Consider the following 17,456-nt stretch of genomic DNA (forward strand, 5'->3'; position numbering starts at 1 on the left):
ATGATCGACAGCAGCGGGTAGTGCGCCAGCCAGTCCACCGGTTGCGCGCCGAACAGTTTCCAGATGTAGGCGAGGATCCCGGACACCGGATGGAAGATCAGGTTTTTCCAGATCAGCGCGCCGACCGTGGGCATGATGAAAAACGGCGAGATCAGCATGACCCGCACGATGCCGCGACCAAGGAATTCACTGGCCTCCAGCAGTGCGCTGATCAACACGCCCAACACCACGCTGATCAGCAGCACACTGCCGACCAGCAACAGCGTATTGGTGGCGCCGGGCATGAAGCCCGAGTCGGTCAGGAAGTAGGAGAAGTTCTCAAACCCGACGAACTCGTTTTCGCCAGGGTTGAGCAGGTTGTAGCGGATCATCGAAAAGTAAAGGGTCATGCCCAGTGGCACGATCATCCACAGCAGCAGCAGGGCCACCGAAGGGCTGACCAGAAACCAGCCGGGATTGGCTACGCGGTTTTTGCGCTGTGGCTTGGCGAGGTCGATGTGGGCTTTGGCAGTTGAAGTATTCATGGTGATCACAACCGAGTCATACAGACCTATGGAGATCCCATGTGGGAGCGAGCCTGCTCGCGAAAGCGGTGGGTCAGTGCCATGTGTATTGGCTGGAAAGACGCCTTCGCGAGCAGGCTCGCTCCCACAGGAGGCAGGAGCGAGCTTTACGGGTTACTTGGGATAACCGGCGCGCTTCATCTCGCGTTCGGTGGTTTGCTGCGCGGCGGTGAGCGCCTGGTCGACCGTGGTCTGGCCGATCAGCGCTGCCGAGAAGGACTTGCCGACCTGGGTGCCGATCCCCTGGAATTCAGGAATGGTCACCAGTTGAATGCCGATGTAAGGCACCGGTTTCAGCGTCGGTTTGCTCGGGTCTGCAGCTTTCAACGACTCGAGGGTCACCTTGGCGAACGGCGCAGCGCTCATGTAGGCGTCGCTGTAAGTCGAGGCGCGAGTGCCTGGCGGTACGTTGGCGATGCCGTCGGTTTTGGCCACCAGTTCACCGTATTCCTTGGAAGTCGCCCAGGCGCTGAACTCTTTTGCCGCATCCTTGGCCTTGGAGCTGGCAGGAATCGCCAGCGCCCAGGAATACAGCCACGCCGAACCTTTATCGGTGACCTGATGCGGTGCGAAGGTGAAGCCGACGTGATCGGCGACCTTGCTCTGGGTCTTGTCGGTCACGAATGAGCCGGCGACGGAAGCGTCAACCCAGATCGCGCACTTGCCGCTGTTGAACAGGGCGAGGTTCTCGTTGAAACCGTTGCTGGAAGCACCCGGCGGGCCGGATTTTTTCATGGTGTTGACGTAGAAATTCAGCGCGTTCTTCCACTCGGGGCCGCTGAATTCCGGCTTCCACTGCTCATCGAACCAGCGTGCGCCATAGGCGTTGGCGACCGTGGTGACCAACGCCATGTTCTCGCCCCAGCCAGCCTTGCCACGCAGGCAGATGCCGTACTGCTCTTTATCCTTGTTGGTGAGTTTTTCGGCGAAGCCGGCGATCTGTTCCCAGGTCGGACGCTCGGGCATGGTCAGGCCGGCATCCTTGAACAGGTCGGTGCGGTAATAGGTGATCGAGCTTTCGGCGTAGAACGGCAGGGCGTAGAGCGAACCCTTGACCGACAGGCCTTCTCGCACTGACGGGAATACATCGTCGAGGGCGTAACTGGCCGGCAGATCCTTCATCGGTTCCAGCCAACCCTTGCCGCCCCACAGTGCCGCTTCGTACATGCCGATGGTCAACACATCGAACTGGCCACCCTGGGTGGCGATATCGGTGGTCAGGCGCTGGCGCAGGACGTTCTCTTCCAGCACCACCCAATTGAGCTTGATGTCCGGATGCTCGGTCTCGAAAGTTTTCGAGAGTTTTTGCATGCGGATCATGTCGCTGTTGTTGACGGTGGCGATGGTCAGGGTCTGGGCGCCAAGGCTGACGCTGCTGAGGGTCATGCAGGTGAGGGCAAGCAGAGCTTTTGCAGTGGGTTGCATCGTGCACTCCTTTTCTGAACCCAGAGGGGGCAGAAGGACAGTTATTGTTTTTGTGTCTTCCTGTGCAGGAAGAATGTGCACTGATTACAGCCTTCAATCGACAGACTGACAAATCATCCATCGCACTTTTATCAATACTTTTTTGCACTGAGCTTTGAGGGAGTTAACGCAGGGAAGGGGATTTCAGAGCGAGGAGGCTAGCGAATGCGTACAGGTTTTCGCTGCAAAAACAGGTCGGAACCTGTGGAAGTCTCGTTAATGGTTCTGTTCAGTCAGTCGCTGTACGGCGAGACGCCGATAATGTGAAGGCGTCATTCCCTTGAGCTGTTGAAAGCGCCGATTGAAGTTGGAAATATTGTTGAAACCCGACTCAAAGCACACATCGGTCACCGGTTTATCGCCGTCCGCCAGCAGCTCGCAGGACTTACTGATGCGCAAACGATTGACGAATTCGATGAAGTTACGCCCGGTCGCCTGTTTGAACACGCGACTGAAATACGTCGGCGTCATGCCCAGATGCTCGGCGACTTCTTCCAGCGAAATATCCCGGGCGTAGTGGCTGAAGATGTAATCAACGGCGCGGTTGGTGCGATCGATGTTGTGTTCATCGGCCAGTTGCGGCGTGGTGGCGCCGGACAACAACTGGAAATCATCGCTGGCGGCGAGCAACTCCATCAGGATGAAGAAGTGCCCGAGCCGGGTGATGCCTTGAGTATCGGCGATACGCTGCATCAGCGTCATGGCTTGACGGATCGTACGCTTGCAGCGGAATTCGATGCCGTACTGAGCACGCTCCAAGAGCGGTGCAAGCGTTCGGAGTTCAGCGAATACCTGATGGCCGCTCTCGAACAACTCATCGGTAAAATTGACGAGCATGTCGCGCTTTTCCACCACTTCGTCTTCGGCCACCTGGCTGATCCAGTTGTGCGGCAGATTGGGACCCGTCAGAAACAGGGTCTCGGGATAGAAGTTGCCGATGTAGTCGCCTATGAACACTTTGCCAGAGCTGGCGACGATCAGATGCAGTTCGTATTCCTTGTGGAAATGCCAGCGCACCAGTGGGCAGGGGAAACCATGCTGGCGGTAGATGATGGACAACCCGTTGTGGTCATCCATCAACTCGTATGAAGGGTCGGTCACGCGGGCAGTTCGGGTCATGGCGGGTAGCTTCTTTTCGTAGGAGCCTTGCGATCATGCCTCGTTTGTCCTGCCGTGCGCCAGTTTGCCGCGATGGACATCCGTTGCGCAGGTTCAGCCAACGTGCTCCAGGTGAAGCGTTACCGTGGACTTCGCAATCGCTTTCTGCAGATTGGCTTGCTGGCAAAACAACACGATGTTCGAATTTTTAATGAAGTCGAAATTGATGATGTTGCAGTTTTGCGCCCAATCACTGTTCGCCGGATCAAACCAGGCGTCGAGCTTTTCATAAATCCGTTGAGGGCCGGTTGCATTCCAGATGGCTGCCGAAAGCGACCACAGCAAGGTTCTCGAAGGCGGCCTCTTCATCACCTCGGTCAGGTAGTTTTGTAGCGTAAACGTCGGCAACAGGGTTTCCAGAACATAGGCGTTACCCGCCCACTTATGAATCACCTGGTGGCAAAACCACTGCCAGTCGATGTTGGAATGAAAGGGGGTCGCTACCAGCAAACGTTGCATTCGGCTGATGTTCTTCAATTCGCCGAGGCTCAGATGTTTGTTTTTTTCAGGGATTATGTACTCGCCGAGATGTTGCAACATCATGTCGTTGAAGTACTTGAAGTCGAAGGGCGTGTCACCGTCCCTTAGTTCGTGAAAGTCAAGGACGATAAATTCATCGTAACTGCGCTCGAGAAAACCTTTGAGATCACGAATGAGATCTTCCAATGTGCGCGATGACCAGACCTTGTCATGAAAGAATCGGAATTTTGCCAGCCCTGTGGCGTGGCTGTCATACACCAATCGCAGATCAAGTGCCCTGGCACCGCGATTGAGCTGGGAATAAAAAGGCACATCCTGGCAGACCGCCCAGTTTGCGGCGATCGAGGGGCTGTAAGAGGCCTCCCAATCACAACCGGCATTATGCGTGCCCGGTAAAGTCATCTCGAATAATGACAAGTTGTCGAGTTGCGGTGTGGCGGCCATCCATCGATTGGGCTGGAAGTGTTGAAGGTCAAGATCATGCATTTGCTGAATCCTGTGTGGACATACTGGAAATCGTAATGGCATTAGAGGATGGACGACCCGTTTGGTCGTCCATCAATTCGTAAAGGAGCGTTCACACAGAGAATTTAATCTGCTTGCACACGAGGAGCTATCAGCGATTTCTTATTGGCTTTAATAATACTGGCCGATTGGCAATAGAACACGATGTTCGAGTCTTTAATGAAGTCGAAATTGATGATGTTGCACTTTTGGGCCCAGTCCGATCTGGCAGGGGAGAACCAGTTGTCCAGATCATTGAGAATTCGCTGGGGACCAATACTAAAAGTCGTCGCTGATAAAGACCAGAGGCGTAGCCTGCTCATAGGTTCGCTCATCACTTTTGTAATGTAGCCGTGCAGATCACTGGTTGTAACGATTTTTTCACCGATCCATTTGTGGCCGATCGGCGAATTGAACCTGTTGTCGTTTGTGTCCCACGTCATGGACGCCGCTACCAGGACGCGTTGCAGGGGGCTTGCTTGTTTCAGTTGCCCCAGCGTCATATGTATATTGTGGGAAGGAATCATCCGTTTGCCGAGATGTTCGAGCATCAGATCCCTGAATTTGGCGTGATTGAATTCGGCGTCACCTTTCTCCAGTTTATGAAAGTCCAGAATGATGAATTCTTCCGGATTGTCCTCAAGAAACTTGTTGACGTCTCGTACAAGGTCTTCAAGGTTTCGAGAAGAAAGGAACCCGTTGTGCTGAAAGCGAAACTGATTAAAGCCTTGTGCTTTGGCATTGTAAACCAGTCGAACATCCAGAGCTCTGGCGCCAAGATTGAGTTGTGAGAAGAAAGAATCATCCTGGCATGCAGTCAGGTTTTTGCCTGGGAACAATGCGTAAGAGGCTTTCCAGTCACAGCCGGCATTATGAGTCCCTGGTATGGTCAGTTCGAACAGTGACAAGTTGTTGATTTGTGGAGTTACGGTCATCCACCGATGAAGAGGCGAGGTTTCATACTGGGTGTTATTCATTTGGTTATCCTGCGTTAAATAGTATTTAAGTTGTGCGCGCAGGATGTTTATAGTGCTTAATACTTGTTTGGCCAATGCTTGTTTTAATGCAAGTCGTGTACGGGGTGAAGTTATCTGTTCAGTCAGTAGGTGAATGGCGGTTTTTTGCTTCAATCCACTGCGACATGTATTGAGTGCTTTTATGAAAGTGGTGGCGCAACATGCTTCCGGTAAAATTGCTGGTTCTAAGTATTTGTAAATGCTGCTGGCAATAGCGCAGTTTTTCAATAAGTGCCTGACCGTGTACAGCGTATTGATAGCGCTCGCTGAGCAACATGGTTCCTGCCTGCTGAGCCGCTTGCCAAAGTGTTTGATCCTTATACAACCGAACGGCACTGTCGGCGATATCACATGCGTTGTGTGCGACAGCGCCAGGCCAAGGGTGGTCGCCATACATGCCTTCGGCGCCGATCGGCGTCGTGACACTTGGGGTGCCGCACAGCATCGCATCAACCAGTTTGCCCTTGATCCCGGCCCCGAAACGCAACGGCGCCAGGCACACCCGTGCAGCCGACATGACCTGCAACGCATCTTCGGCCCAGTTCATGATGTGAAAACCCTGCGCGGCGTTGTGCAAAGCCGTGGCCTTGGGCGGCGTGTAGGCGCCATAGATGTGCAACTGCGCATCCGGCAATTGCTGACGAATGAGTGGCCAGACCGTGGTTTTCATCCACAGCACGGCATCCCAGTTGGGCGCGTGACGGAAGTTGCCGATGCTCAGGAAATGCTCGCGATCGGCAAATGCCCGCGCGGGTGCCGAAGGGAGTTCAACCATCAGTGGACACCAATGCAACAACTGACGCGGCAAGCCGAATTGCTCGACCAGCAACTCGATTTCAACTTCGGAGATCATCAGGTTCAGATCGCAACGGTACAACGCCGCGATTTCACGTTTGGCCAGATCTGTATCGGCCATCAATTCAAACTCTTCGCGCAGTGCAGGCGCAAACAGCTCGCTGAAGTCATCCTGATCGCTGTTGGCTTTCAGGCGATCCTTGAGCCGCTGATGGCGGGCATGCCGCAGGCTCTGCAGGTCGGAGGTTTCGAGCACACGCAGGGCTTCGGGGCAGTGCTTCTCAACCCGCCAGCCGAACTGCTCCTCCATCATGAACTGGTCGAACAGCACAATATCCGGCGCCAGTTCACTGATGAACACGTCGAAACTGCTGTTGTTGAGTTCAATGGATACTTCGCGAATACCCAGCACTGCCAGATCCGCCTTATGCTCGCCGGGGCCGGCGGGGCTGCTGAAGGTGATGTCCCAACCCTGTTGCAAAAACGTTTCGAGGATCTGCATGACGTGGCCACTGGCGGCGGACGAGCGCGGTTCGGGCCAGACATATCCGATGACCAGGACTTTGGTGACGGGCTGAGCCATTAGCGGTGATCCTATGCAGCAAAGCGGGGGCGAAAAACGGGCGCAATTAAACCACAGTGGTGGTTGCTTGCGCCCGGTTATCAATCAGGCCCGGTGGCGGAAATAAAGATACGACCTACGCTTTGCCCAGGTTGAGGCCCAGAGTGCCGAGGAATGGTTCGGCTGCGGAATTTTTCAGCGCTGATTCGAGGATCGACATGTTTATGCCAAATCCAGCTGGATCGGATTTGATTTGATTAATCAAAGAAACCGCTACTTCGTAAGATTCTGCGTTGTACAGAGCCGGGTGCTTCTGAATCAAAGTCGGAAGACTCGGACGAATGGAATCAAACTGATGCAGATGGGTGAAGCTGTCCGTGCTCACTGTTCTGTAAGGATTGGAGAACGTCGGATCGACCATGCGCGGGTTTCGTGCGAGATCAATCAGGGAAGCCACATCGGTTTGCGCGTGTTCCAGGGTCTTTCCGTAATACAGATCGAGTGTGCCGGGTGCGCCATGGGACATCTCATGGATCAGAACATCCGCTATCCGGGTTTCGTCGTATTTGGATGTGCGATATAGATCATCCAGATGTTCCGGAAAAATCTTGATGAACCTTTTGATTGATTCCTGATGTACGGTGCCCTTGACGACTGCCTTTTTCCATCGTTTGTAATCGGGCACATGCAAGGCTGCCACCGCAGGCACATCGGTCCTTTTGAATGATACGTTGGCGAGCGTGAAAGCATCCAGATCCTTGCGCATTGCCTGCAGTCTCGACCCGATGTGCTTTACGGCTTCGTCAGACCCAGTGCCAAACAAATAAGTAAGAATCTTGCGAACTTCGAATTCCCATTCCGAGTCGCCCAACAAGGCGATGGCATTGTTGAGTTTGGTTTTGGCGGCGGGGATTGCTTTTTTCAAATACCGTTGGGTGTAACTTTTTGGCATGAGCTTGCGCCAAGGTAGGGAAGGCAGTTTGAACTTGTAATTCAGACTGTCCATTTTGGCTCCCCATGGTTCGCCCAAACGGTTCAACGCGTACCATTCATCACTGTGGCGTATGCCCCAAACCTGGAACACGTCTGCGGATTCTTGCGCAGTTTGTCGGATGCCCAGGCGGATAGTGTCTGGATCGACAGCCTTCGAAAGTGCGTGATAGGGCGTCTTTCCCGACCATTTGCGTGCATCGTAAATAGCGCTTTCGAGTGCAGCCACACCGCTGTGCCAACCTTTGCGCAAAAGTTTGGCACCATTCACAAGCAAATCGGTTGCGCCATCCAGCGGATTGAGCAAGTTGCTGACCAATCCAGCGCCTGTGGAAGCTATCTTGCTGGCCTTGGTGGCGATACTCATGCTCGTGGCGGCCAGGCTGGCAATCTTTGCGATGGCTCCGACCACTAACAGAACGGTCATCGCGGCTTCCAGCGTGCACGCCTTGGCTCCGTCCAATTGTCGCTCGATGTCGCCTGAACCGAGATCTTCGATGCATGACTTGAAGGGCACGACAAAGTTGAGGAGCGTGTCCAGGTCCTTTTCCCGTTTTGCACGCAATGCTTCAAGCCGGGTCTGGCCCCAGCACTCTTTAACCAACTCATCGTAAGTCGCGACGGGTCTGTGCTTGAGTACGAAGTTCACCAGACGGTCGAACTCTGTCGAGTAGAAGCTCTGGTAGTACCCATTTATTGGCTCCAGCGGCGCGACGGCTGACAACTCGGCAACTTTGTCGATCACCCCCGAACTGACGTCCACGAGACCGGGCGTTACACCATGGGTATAACACTCGATGTTCATCGGCAGTTGATGAATTTTCGCAGGCGCAGAGTAATTCGTCTCATTGCTGCGAGCGGGAGCGCTCAACAGGTTTTCCCTTTGCACAAGCTTGGCCAACTCAGTGTTTTCGCGACAGACGCCGTGCAGCGTGAATAATTCGTAACAGGTCACCCGGCCTTCGAACGCGCTGCAGACCACTACGCCGTAGCGACCCTTTGCTTCATCTATTTCTTTATGACTTTCCGTCGGTTTGCGCTCAGTCGTTTTCAGAATGGCGTCAAGGGTCGCCGCGATAGGATTGGCGGAGATACCGGTAATCGATTGGAGTCTGGCGACCGAGGGCCTGACGGTGAACATCGTCACCTTGCCCTTGAGCAATCGAATCCGGTCGAGCAATGGCATTGAAGTAAATGCTTGCTTCAAGTGCGTATTCATCGCTTGCGCATGCGCCAGATAGGCCCGATTGAACTGACGGTAGAACTCATCGTCGGGAGAAACCAGATTACGGCGCATGTTGGGGAACGCTGTATAGATGCTTTCCCCTTTTTTCAAATCCCAATTGCCGGTCGCCAGATCGTTGGACATATGCAACTCGACAGGTGACATTTTTAGCGAAATGTAAGCGTCTTCCAGCGGTCGATTGCGCGTTTGCTGAAGGACGTCGCTTTCAAGATAAGTGCAGCCCTTGGCGACCTGCTTGAGGATATCCAGTGCGACGCTTTTGCGGGTTGGCAGTTGACGCGTCAGTGTTTCAGCGTTTTCGGCAAGCGTCCTCGCATGTCGGGCGTAGGCGTCCGTGGCGACTGTCAGTGAGTCAGTGACTGATTTTTCGACGTCATCAGGCGTGACGATTTTGTTGAGCACTGCCCAATCAATCACAGGATCCACGGCGGCCAAAGCGTCGAGCAACTTGCGTGATTCGGTCACTGGTTCCAGTGTCGAAAGTTGCTGCAATTGCGCGTAAGTCATGGATCGAGTCGAGCCTGGCGCTATGATTTCTTGCACCGCCACGATTCGGCAAAATTCCACGCATTGCGGCGTTCCCACTAGCAGGGTGGCAGGTAGACCTTTGACCAGAAATTCCGGCGCAGGCTCCGCCAGCAGTAAGTGAGCGGCCAATGCTGCATTCTTTTTACTCACCCTGTGGTGCTCGATCAGGTGATTCTCGAAATCGGTTTGAATCTCGGCGAAGGATTTTTCCATATGCTTGGCAGCATACAAATCGAAACCGGCAACATGATTTCGCGGTACATCTTCGCCAACTTGAGGATGAAGATTGAGCAGCAGCGAAGTCAGGACAACCTGCTTGCGCGACGTTTCCGATTGCGGTTGGTTGTCGCGCGCGCCGTACCAGCCAAGATCCCGTACGTAAGCGTCGGCCCAGTCAGCAGCGATGGGGCTGGAAACAAGTGCCTTAATAATGTCCTCAGCCTCGGCACGTGTGAAGGGCGTAGTTCGTCCGCCAAAAATGCTCTCCGACAAATGCTCCAGTAACGATTGATCCTTGATGTAACTGGCGATGAGTTTGCGGAACTCACTGCGCTCAGTTGCAGAAAGCGTCGCCGAGTTGCCTTCTCCAGTCTTTATCATTTCCCAATAGTTGCTCAACTCTGGGCTTGCAGGAGGGGCGGCTTGCATGAATGCCAGTAACCGGGAAACGTCGGCGGCATGGTGAGGTATCAAGTAACCGTGGAAAGCCAGCCATTGTGCTAAATCAACTTCGTCTGCGGTGGAAATTTTGCCACCGGTCAAATGGGCCATTTCAACCAGTATCTGCAGATCGTCTTTCAGATCGGGGGAAAGTTTGAAGGCGTTAGCAAAACTCACGATATCACCGGAGTGCTTTGCATTTATTTCGCCTTCAGCGGTCACTTCAAAGTCTGAGTACTCGGAAAGTCTTAGCTTGCCCACCAGTCTTTTGAAGGAATCTTGTTCGGACATCCGTTGCAACAGTTGCCTGCCGGGAAGCAGGGCGTCTTCAAGTGACGATCCCGACTCCACAGAAAGTTTTGCGCCTTCCAGTGAAATTCTTTGCGAAGGAGCAAGATGTTCTGAGCGCTGCTTGAGTTTATATATCACTTCCTCTCGTTCGCGGTTATCGCATGCAACGTATTCACGGTGGAGGTTAGAAGAAGGGGCAGGTCGGGATAAGTGACGTTGATTCAGGGGGTTTGAATGTTTTAGGGTCATAATAAATTCGTTTTATGTTGGTTTGTATGTTTGAGTGATCCTCTTTTGTTGGAGCGTGTTTATCAAGAAGCATTATGTGAGTGTGTTTTTCAACAGCTCGCCAGCTTAAGTTTTATTCGCGAAAATATGAGACCGGACTGCCCCTTGAAGTTGTTTGAAAGGGGCGGTCCGTTGAGTTATTTATTGAATGATGTTTTTTACTTTGTCGCGCAATTGATCGATCGAAAAGGGTTTGCCGATGACATGCATGCCTTCGGGCACTTCGATACTTTCAGCGTAACCACTGGCAAACAGGATTGGCAGGGCGGGGCGCACGATGCGTGCCTGAGTCGCCAACTCACGACCATCCATACCCGGCAAACCTACATCGGTCATCATCAAATCAATGTTCTGGTCCTTATCATTGAGAAACACCAGCGCCTGTTCGCTGCCGTCAGCCTCCAGCACCTTGTACTCCAGCTCCTCCAGCACATCGACGATCAGCATGCGCACAATGGCATCGTCTTCTACTACAAGGATGATGGACGCTGGGGTGGACATAATAGAGGCTCTCAAAGATAGAAATTCAGGGGTATCGGCCGGTCGAATCTGCCGGGCTCATGCATGAGTAAGTGGCGCATGGCCACAAGTTCCCGGTTTGATACAAAAAACATTCACTGCAAAGGGACAGGCAAGGATAACTGTTGGCGTGGCTCTAGACGCGAGCAAATGTAGGAATTTGCTGCCAAAGCTGTGAGAAAAATGGATCCACGCCGCTTGTTGGGGCAAACTCTCGGGTTTTCAACAGTTCGACAAGGCTGCCCCATGTCCTCTCCGTCTTCGGTTGATGAGCAACGGTTTCGCAAACTCCTGAGTCGCAACATCAGCCTGCCGCTGGGTGTTGGTGTGCTCAGTGCCGTGTTCTTCGTTTCGCTGATCACGTATCTGCTGTCGGTCATTCAGTGGGTTGAACACACCGACCGGGTGATCAATAACGCCAACGAAGCGGTGAAACTCACCGTGGACCTGGAAACCGGCATGCGCGGTTTTCTGCTGAGCGGCGACGAGCACTTCCTTGATCCCTACGAGACGGCCAAGCCGCGTATTGCCGTGGCGCTCAATACCTTGCTCGAACTGACCGCCGACAACCCTGTGCAGACCGACCGTTTGCGCCGTCTCCAGGCGTTGCAGACCGAGTGGGCGACCTATGCACAATCGATGATCGATTTGCAGCGCAGCAGCGGGGATTATCGCGGTGCCGTGAAGGCTGGACGTGGCAAGCGCCTGACCGACGAGATTCGCAAGCAGTTCGAAGACGTCATCGATATGGAGCAGCAGTTGCGCACCACGCGCAATGAAGAAGTGCGGCGCACCACGATCTGGAGCATCACCCTTTATCTGCTGTTTGTTGCAGGCATCAGCGCATTGCTGGCGTACATCGGTCGGCGAGACCTGGTCAATCTGTCCGAAAGCTACGGCGCCACATTGGCGGCGCAGCAGGCCAGTGCCGAGCGTCTGGAACAGCAAGCCTGGCTGCGCAACGGGCAGACCGAGTTGGCCGAACAGGTGCTGGGGCAACTGACGCTCAATCTGCTCGGTCGCAACATTCTGCAGTTCTGCGCGCAATACCTTGGCACGGCCGTAGCGGCGTTGTACGTGCGCGAAGAGCACGGTGGCCTCAAACGTGTGGCGACTTATGGGTTTTCTCGCGAACAGGAAGATCAGGACCAGTCGATCTACAGCGGCGAAGGTATTGTCGGTCAGGTCGCGCAGCAGGCGCGGCTTATCCGTCTCGATTCGGTACCGTCGGATTACTTCAAGGTCAGCTCCGGACTTGGCGAAGGCCTGCCGCGCAGCGTTGTGGTCGTGCCGACCAGCGATGACGAACGAGTCAACGGCGTGATCGAACTGGGTTTCCTGCGTCCGCTCAACGACCGCGATATCGAGCTGCTTGAATTGATTGCCGGCAACGTCGGCACTTCCATCGAAGCGGCGCGTTATCGTCAGCGCTTGCAGGAAGTGCTGGCCGAAACCCAGCAGCTCAACGAAGAGTTGCAGGTGCAGCAGGAAGAGTTGAAGACTGCCAACGAAGAGTTGGAGGAGCAGTCGCGGATCCTCAAGGAATCCCAAGCGCACTTGGAAACCCAGCAAGTCGAGCTGGAACAGACCAACGAACAACTCGCCGAACAGGCGCAGACCTTGGCCGAGCAGCGCGATGCCATGGATCTGAAGAACACCGAACTGAATCAGGCGCAGGTGCAACTCGAAGAGCGCGCCGAAGAGTTGCAGCGCTCAAGCAAGTACAAGTCCGAGTTCCTCGCCAATATGTCCCACGAACTGCGCACGCCGCTGAACAGTTCGCTGATCCTGGCCAAGTTGCTGGCGGAAAATCCGCAGGACAATCTCAGTGCTGAACAAGTCAAGTTTGCCGAGTCGATCTACTCCGCCGGCAACGATCTGCTCAACCTGATCAACGACATTCTCGATATTTCCAAGGTCGAGGCCGGCAAGCTTGAAGTGATCCCGGAAATCACCAGCGTGGCGCGTCTGGCCGATGGCCTGCGCAGCGTGTTCGAACCGCTGGCGGCCGACAAACGACTGACCTTCAGCGTGGATCTGCTCCCGGATGCGCCGGTGACACTGTTTACCGACCGTCAGCGGCTGGAACAGGTGATCAAAAACCTGCTGTCCAACGCCGTGAAATTTACCGAGCAGGGCACGGTGAGCCTGACCATCAGCGGCCAGCCGAATGATCGCATTGCGTTCATCGTGCGCGATTCGGGCATCGGCATTGCCGCGGATCAGCAGGAAAGCATCTTTGAAGCGTTCCGTCAGGCCGATGGCACCACCAACCGCAAATACGGCGGTACCGGGCTGGGCCTTTCGATCTCGCGGGATCTGGCGACCTTGCTGGGCGGCTCGATCAGCGTCAGCAGCGCACCGGGGCAGGGCAGTGTGTTCACGCTGGTATTGCCGCAGCAGTACAACGAGTCCACTGATGTATCGAAAGCGCCGTTGACCTTCACTCCGCCAGTCCAGACCGTGACGGCGACCGTAGCGCCTGCGGTGGTGGTTTCGCCTCTGGCGCCGGTTCACATCCCGCGCTTTGCCGACGACCGCGACAAGGCACCGTTCGCCACCCGTTGCATTCTGGTAGTGGAAGATGAGCCGAACTTTGCGCATATCCTCTACGATCTGGCGCACGAACTGGGTTATCAGTGCCTGGTTGCCCATGGCGCAGACGAAGGTTATGACCTGGCCCGCGAGTTCGTGCCGGATGCCATTTTGCTCGACATGCGTCTGCCGGATCACTCCGGATTGACTGTGTTGCAGCGTTTGAAAGAACACGCCGAAACCCGCCACATCCCCGTGCACGTGATTTCGGTCGAGGATCGGGTCGAAGCGGCGATGCACATGGGCGCCATTGGCTATGCAGTCAAACCGACCACCCGCGAAGAGCTCAAGGACGTGTTCGCCCGTCTGGAAGCCAAGCTGACCCAGAAGGTCAAACGCGTGTTGCTGGTTGAAGACGACGATCTGCAGCGCGAGAGCATTGCGCGGCTGATCGGCGATGACGACATCGAGATCACGGCTGTCGGTCTGGCGCAGGACGCGCTGGAGAAACTGCGTACGACGATCTATGACTGCATGGTCATCGACCTGAAGCTGCCGGACATGCTCGGTAATGACCTGCTCAAGCGCATGTCCACCGAAGATATCTGCTCGTTCCCGCCGGTCATCGTTTATACCGGTCGTAACCTGACGCGCGATGAAGAGGCCGACCTGCGCAAGTACTCGCGCTCGATCATCATCAAGGGCGCACGCTCGCCGGAACGTCTGCTCGATGAGGTCACACTCTTTCTGCACAAAGTCGAATCGCAGTTGTCCCATGAGCGGCAGAAGATGCTGAAGACCGCGCGCAGCCGCGACAAGGTTTTCGAGGGTCGCAAAGTGCTGCTGGTGGACGACGATGTGCGCAACATCTTCGCCCTGACCAGTGCCCTGGAGACCAAAGGCGCAGTCGTGGTGATCGGTCGTAATGGCCGTGAAGCGATTGAAAAACTGAATGAAGTCGAGGACATCGATCTGGTGTTGATGGACGTGATGATGCCGGAGATGGATGGTTTCGAAGCCACCATTGAAATCCGCAAGGATCCGCGCTGGCGCAAACTGCCCATTATTGCGGTCACGGCCAAGGCCATGAAGGACGATCAGGAGCGCTGCCTGCAGGCGGGCGCCAACGATTATCTGGCCAAGCCCATTGATCTGGATCGCCTGTTCTCGCTGATTCGCGTGTGGTTACCGAAGATGGAACGCATTTAGTGGAACGCAGTCATCCAGCGGAACGAAACAGTGAAATCGAATTAAGGCTGTTGATCGAGGCGATCTACCTCAAGTACAGCTACGATTTTCGCGATTACTCCGGCGCTTCAATCAAGCGCCGGGTCCAACACGCGTTGGGTCAATTCGAGTGCGCGACGATTTCGGCGTTGCAGGAAAAAGTCCTGCACGACCCGACGGCGTTTATGCAGTTGTTGCAGTTGTTGACGATTCCGGTCAGCGAGATGTTTCGCGATCCGTCGCACTTCCTGGCCATTCGCAAGGAAGTGGTGCCGCTGCTCAGAACCTATCCTTCGATCAAGATCTGGATCGCCGGGTGCAGCACGGGTGAGGAGGTCTATTCGATGGCGATTCTGCTGCGCGAAGAGGGCCTGCTCGATCGCACGATCATTTACGCTACCGACATCAATCCGCGCTCGCTGGACAAGGCCAAGCAGGGGATATTTTCAATGGAAAACGTCCGCGCTTATACCGCCAACTACCAGCAGGCAGGTGGTCAGTGTTCATTTTCCGACTACTACACCGCGGCCTATGGCTACGCGATTTTCGACAAGAGTCTGTGCGAGAGCGTGACGTTTGCCGACCACAGTCTGGCCACCGACAGCGTGTTCTCCGAAACCCAATTGATTTCCTGCCGTAACGTGTTGATCTATTTCAACAAGAAGCTGCAGGATCGAGCGTTCGGACTGTTCCATGAATCCCTGTGTCATCGCGGTTTTCTGGTGCTCGGCAGCAAAGAGACGCTGGATTTTTCCAGCTATGCAAACCAGTTCGAACCGCTGGTGAAACAAGAACGGATCTACCGCAAATCATGAACGACATTGCGGATCTGCCTCGAATCGAGGCTATTGTGGTCGGGGCTTCCGCCGGTGGCGTTGAAGCCTTGTTAAACCTGCTTGGGCCGCTGCGCAAAGGTTTTGCACTGCCGATCATCATCGTGCTGCACCTGCCGGAAGAGCGCCGCAGCCAGTTGGCCGAGGTATTCGCCCGGCGTCTGGCGTTGCCAGTCGAGGAGGCCACGGACAAGCAGGTTATCGAGGCGGGCACGGTGTATTTCGCCACGCCCGGTTATCACCTGTCGGTGGAGCAGGATCGCAGCCTGTCGTTGAGCCAGGAGGATCGCAACCATCATTCCCGGCCGTCGATTGACTACTTGTTCGAGTCCGCCGCCGACGCCTATGGCCCGAAACTGGCCGCTGTGCTGTTGACCGGTGCCAACCAAGATGGCGCGCGCGGACTGGCACAAGTCAAACGCCACGGCGGACTGACCATCGTCCAGGATCCCGCCGACGCCCAAGTCGCCACCATGCCTCTGGCTGCCCTGAAAATCCGGCAGCCGGATCATGTTTTACCCATCCACGGCATCGGCCGTCTGCTTGTCGAGCTGGAACGAATCGCATGCTGAGTAATATCCAGGCAAAACTGCTGATCGTCGACGATCTGCCCGAGAACCTGCTGGCTCTTGAAGCGCTGATCAAACGCGAAGACCGCACCGTCTATAAGGCGCTGTCGGCAGACGAAGCATTGTCGCTGCTACTGCAACACGAATTCGCCATGGCCATTCTCGACGTGCAGATGCCGGGCATGAACGGCTTCGAACTGGCCGAGTTGATGCGCGGCACCGAGAAGACCAAGAACATCCCGATCATTTTTGTCAGCGCTGCCGGTCGTGAACTGAACTATGCGTTCAAGGGCTATGAGAGCGGGGCAGTGGACTTTCTGCACAAGCCGCTGGATATCCACGCGGTCAAGAGCAAGGTCAACGTTTTCGTCGATCTGTACCGACAGAGCAAGGCCATGAAGCAACAGGTCGAAGCGCTGGAACAGGCGCGTCGCGAGCAGGAAGCGCTGTTGCAACAGTTGCAGAGTACGCAGTCGGAGCTTGAGCAAGCCGTGCGGATGCGCGATGACTTCATGTCAATCGTCGCCCACGAAGTGCGCACCCCCCTCAATGGCCTGATACTCGAAACCCAATTGCGCAAGATGCACTTGGCGCGGGATAACGCCGCGGCGTTCACCCTCGACAAGATGCACGCGATGGTCGACCGCGACGAGCGCCAGATCAAAAGCCTCATCCGGCTGATCGAAGACATGCTCGACGTCTCCCGGATACGTACCGGCAAGTTGTCGATCCGGCCTAACCGTTTCGATCTGGTGCAGTTGGTGGGCAATCTGCTGCAAAACTTTGCGCAGCAGATCGAAGCAGCGGAAACGACGGTCAGCTTCGAAGCGGACATGCCGTTGGAAGGTTGCTGGGATGAGTTCCGCATCGAGCAGGTCATTTCCAATCTGCTGACCAATGCGCTGCGTTATGGCGGCAGAAGCTTGATTCAGGTGCGCGTCTACCGCCAAGGCAACGAAGCTCGGGTCGAGGTTCAGGATCACGGGATCGGCATCAGCGAAGAGAACCAAAAGCGTATTTTCCAACAATTCGAACGGGTTTCCGCCAAGACGGTAGTCGCCGGGCTCGGGTTGGGTCTGTTCATTTCCGAGCAGATCGTCGCCGCCCATGGCGGCTCAATCGTCGTCGAGAGTGAAATCAACGAGGGCGCCCTGTTTCGCGTTTGTCTGCCGATAGAGGAAAACGGCAAATCCGACGCAACCTCTGAGTGACCACACGGTCGTATCAG

12 protein-coding genes are annotated in these 17,456 nt (G+C 55.1%); 4 read left to right on the top strand and 8 right to left on the bottom strand.

What is annotated here, in order from left to right; genetic code table 11:
* The 8 genes from ACIOVB_RS00660 to ACIOVB_RS00695 all read right to left on the bottom strand — a co-directional run.
* Positions 1-524 (bottom strand): carbohydrate ABC transporter permease (locus ACIOVB_RS00660; RefSeq protein WP_401263976.1); only part of this gene is annotated, 524 nt, incomplete at its 3' end.
* Between the two features lie 153 nt (positions 525-677).
* Positions 678-1,988: an ABC transporter substrate-binding protein gene (locus ACIOVB_RS00665; RefSeq protein ID WP_401263978.1), complete on the bottom strand. Its 1,311-nt coding sequence runs from the start codon at positions 1,986-1,988 to the stop codon at positions 678-680.
* A 255-nt stretch (positions 1,989-2,243) separates the two neighbouring features.
* Positions 2,244-3,146, bottom strand: a complete 903-nt coding sequence (locus ACIOVB_RS00670; RefSeq protein WP_187678964.1) for an AraC family transcriptional regulator — start codon at positions 3,144-3,146, stop codon at positions 2,244-2,246.
* Between the two features lie 93 nt (positions 3,147-3,239).
* Positions 3,240-4,151: a phospholipase gene (locus ACIOVB_RS00675; RefSeq protein WP_401263980.1), complete on the bottom strand. Its 912-nt coding sequence runs from the start codon at positions 4,149-4,151 to the stop codon at positions 3,240-3,242.
* A 104-nt stretch (positions 4,152-4,255) separates the two neighbouring features.
* A complete protein-coding gene (locus tag ACIOVB_RS00680) occupies positions 4,256-5,146 on the bottom strand; it encodes a phospholipase (protein WP_401263981.1) in 891 nt (296 codons plus the stop codon).
* Between the two features lie 118 nt (positions 5,147-5,264).
* A complete protein-coding gene (locus ACIOVB_RS00685; RefSeq protein ID WP_401263983.1) occupies positions 5,265-6,563 on the bottom strand; it encodes a glycosyltransferase in 1,299 nt (432 codons plus the stop codon).
* A 115-nt stretch (positions 6,564-6,678) separates the two neighbouring features.
* On the bottom strand, positions 6,679-10,506 hold the full coding sequence (locus ACIOVB_RS00690) for a hypothetical protein (protein WP_401263985.1): 3,828 nt from the start codon (positions 10,504-10,506) through the stop codon (positions 6,679-6,681).
* Between the two features lie 180 nt (positions 10,507-10,686).
* Positions 10,687-11,046: a response regulator gene (locus tag ACIOVB_RS00695; RefSeq protein ID WP_401263986.1), complete on the bottom strand. Its 360-nt coding sequence runs from the start codon at positions 11,044-11,046 to the stop codon at positions 10,687-10,689.
* A 264-nt stretch (positions 11,047-11,310) separates the two neighbouring features.
* On the opposite strand from ACIOVB_RS00695, the gene ACIOVB_RS00700 reads away from it, so the two are divergent.
* From ACIOVB_RS00700 to ACIOVB_RS00715, 4 genes are read left to right on the top strand one after another with little or no spacing between them, the layout of a single operon-like run.
* The gene (locus ACIOVB_RS00700; RefSeq protein WP_401263987.1) at positions 11,311-14,808 is read left to right on the top strand and encodes a response regulator; all 3,498 of its coding nucleotides are present in this window, start codon (positions 11,311-11,313) and stop codon (positions 14,806-14,808) included.
* Positions 14,808-15,641 (top strand): CheR family methyltransferase, encoded by an 834-nt coding sequence (locus ACIOVB_RS00705; RefSeq protein ID WP_401263989.1) that lies wholly within the window; start codon positions 14,808-14,810, stop codon positions 15,639-15,641. Before ACIOVB_RS00700 ends, ACIOVB_RS00705 begins: the two co-directional genes overlap by 1 nt.
* The gene (locus ACIOVB_RS00710) at positions 15,638-16,231 is read left to right on the top strand and encodes a chemotaxis protein CheB (RefSeq protein ID WP_401263991.1); all 594 of its coding nucleotides are present in this window, start codon (positions 15,638-15,640) and stop codon (positions 16,229-16,231) included. Before ACIOVB_RS00705 ends, ACIOVB_RS00710 begins: the two co-directional genes overlap by 4 nt.
* Positions 16,225-17,439 carry an ATP-binding protein gene (locus ACIOVB_RS00715; RefSeq protein ID WP_401263993.1) on the top strand — a complete coding sequence of 405 codons (1,215 nt, stop codon included), beginning with the start codon at positions 16,225-16,227 and terminating at the stop codon, positions 17,437-17,439. The genes ACIOVB_RS00710 and ACIOVB_RS00715 overlap by 7 nt, the downstream gene beginning before the upstream one ends.
* The last annotated feature ends 17 nt before the right edge of the window (positions 17,440-17,456 follow it).

Origin of the sequence: Pseudomonas sp. NPDC087639 (assembly GCF_044743385.1) — a bacterium.
In the GTDB taxonomy this organism is placed as follows: Bacteria; Pseudomonadota; Gammaproteobacteria; order Pseudomonadales; family Pseudomonadaceae; genus Aquipseudomonas.

Bases quoted from the DNA above. Each gene is read 5' to 3' on its own strand.
- ACIOVB_RS00695 (WP_401263986.1), bottom strand. From the start codon at position 11,046: ATGTCCACCCCAGCGTCCATCATCCTTGTAGTAGAAGACGATGCCATT.
- ACIOVB_RS00665 (WP_401263978.1), bottom strand. From the start codon at position 1,988: ATGCAACCCACTGCAAAAGCTCTGCTTGCCCTCACCTGCATGACCCTC.
- ACIOVB_RS00700 (WP_401263987.1), top strand. From the start codon at position 11,311: ATGTCCTCTCCGTCTTCGGTTGATGAGCAACGGTTTCGCAAACTCCTG.
- ACIOVB_RS00680 (WP_401263981.1), bottom strand. From the start codon at position 5,146: ATGAATAACACCCAGTATGAAACCTCGCCTCTTCATCGGTGGATGACC.
- ACIOVB_RS00685 (WP_401263983.1), bottom strand. From the start codon at position 6,563: ATGGCTCAGCCCGTCACCAAAGTCCTGGTCATCGGATATGTCTGGCCC.
- ACIOVB_RS00690 (WP_401263985.1), bottom strand. From the start codon at position 10,506: ATGACCCTAAAACATTCAAACCCCCTGAATCAACGTCACTTATCCCGA.
- ACIOVB_RS00715 (WP_401263993.1), top strand. From the start codon at position 16,225: ATGCTGAGTAATATCCAGGCAAAACTGCTGATCGTCGACGATCTGCCC.
- ACIOVB_RS00675 (WP_401263980.1), bottom strand. From the start codon at position 4,151: ATGCATGATCTTGACCTTCAACACTTCCAGCCCAATCGATGGATGGCC.
- ACIOVB_RS00710 (WP_401263991.1), top strand. From the start codon at position 15,638: ATGAACGACATTGCGGATCTGCCTCGAATCGAGGCTATTGTGGTCGGG.
- ACIOVB_RS00670 (WP_187678964.1), bottom strand. From the start codon at position 3,146: ATGACCCGAACTGCCCGCGTGACCGACCCTTCATACGAGTTGATGGAT.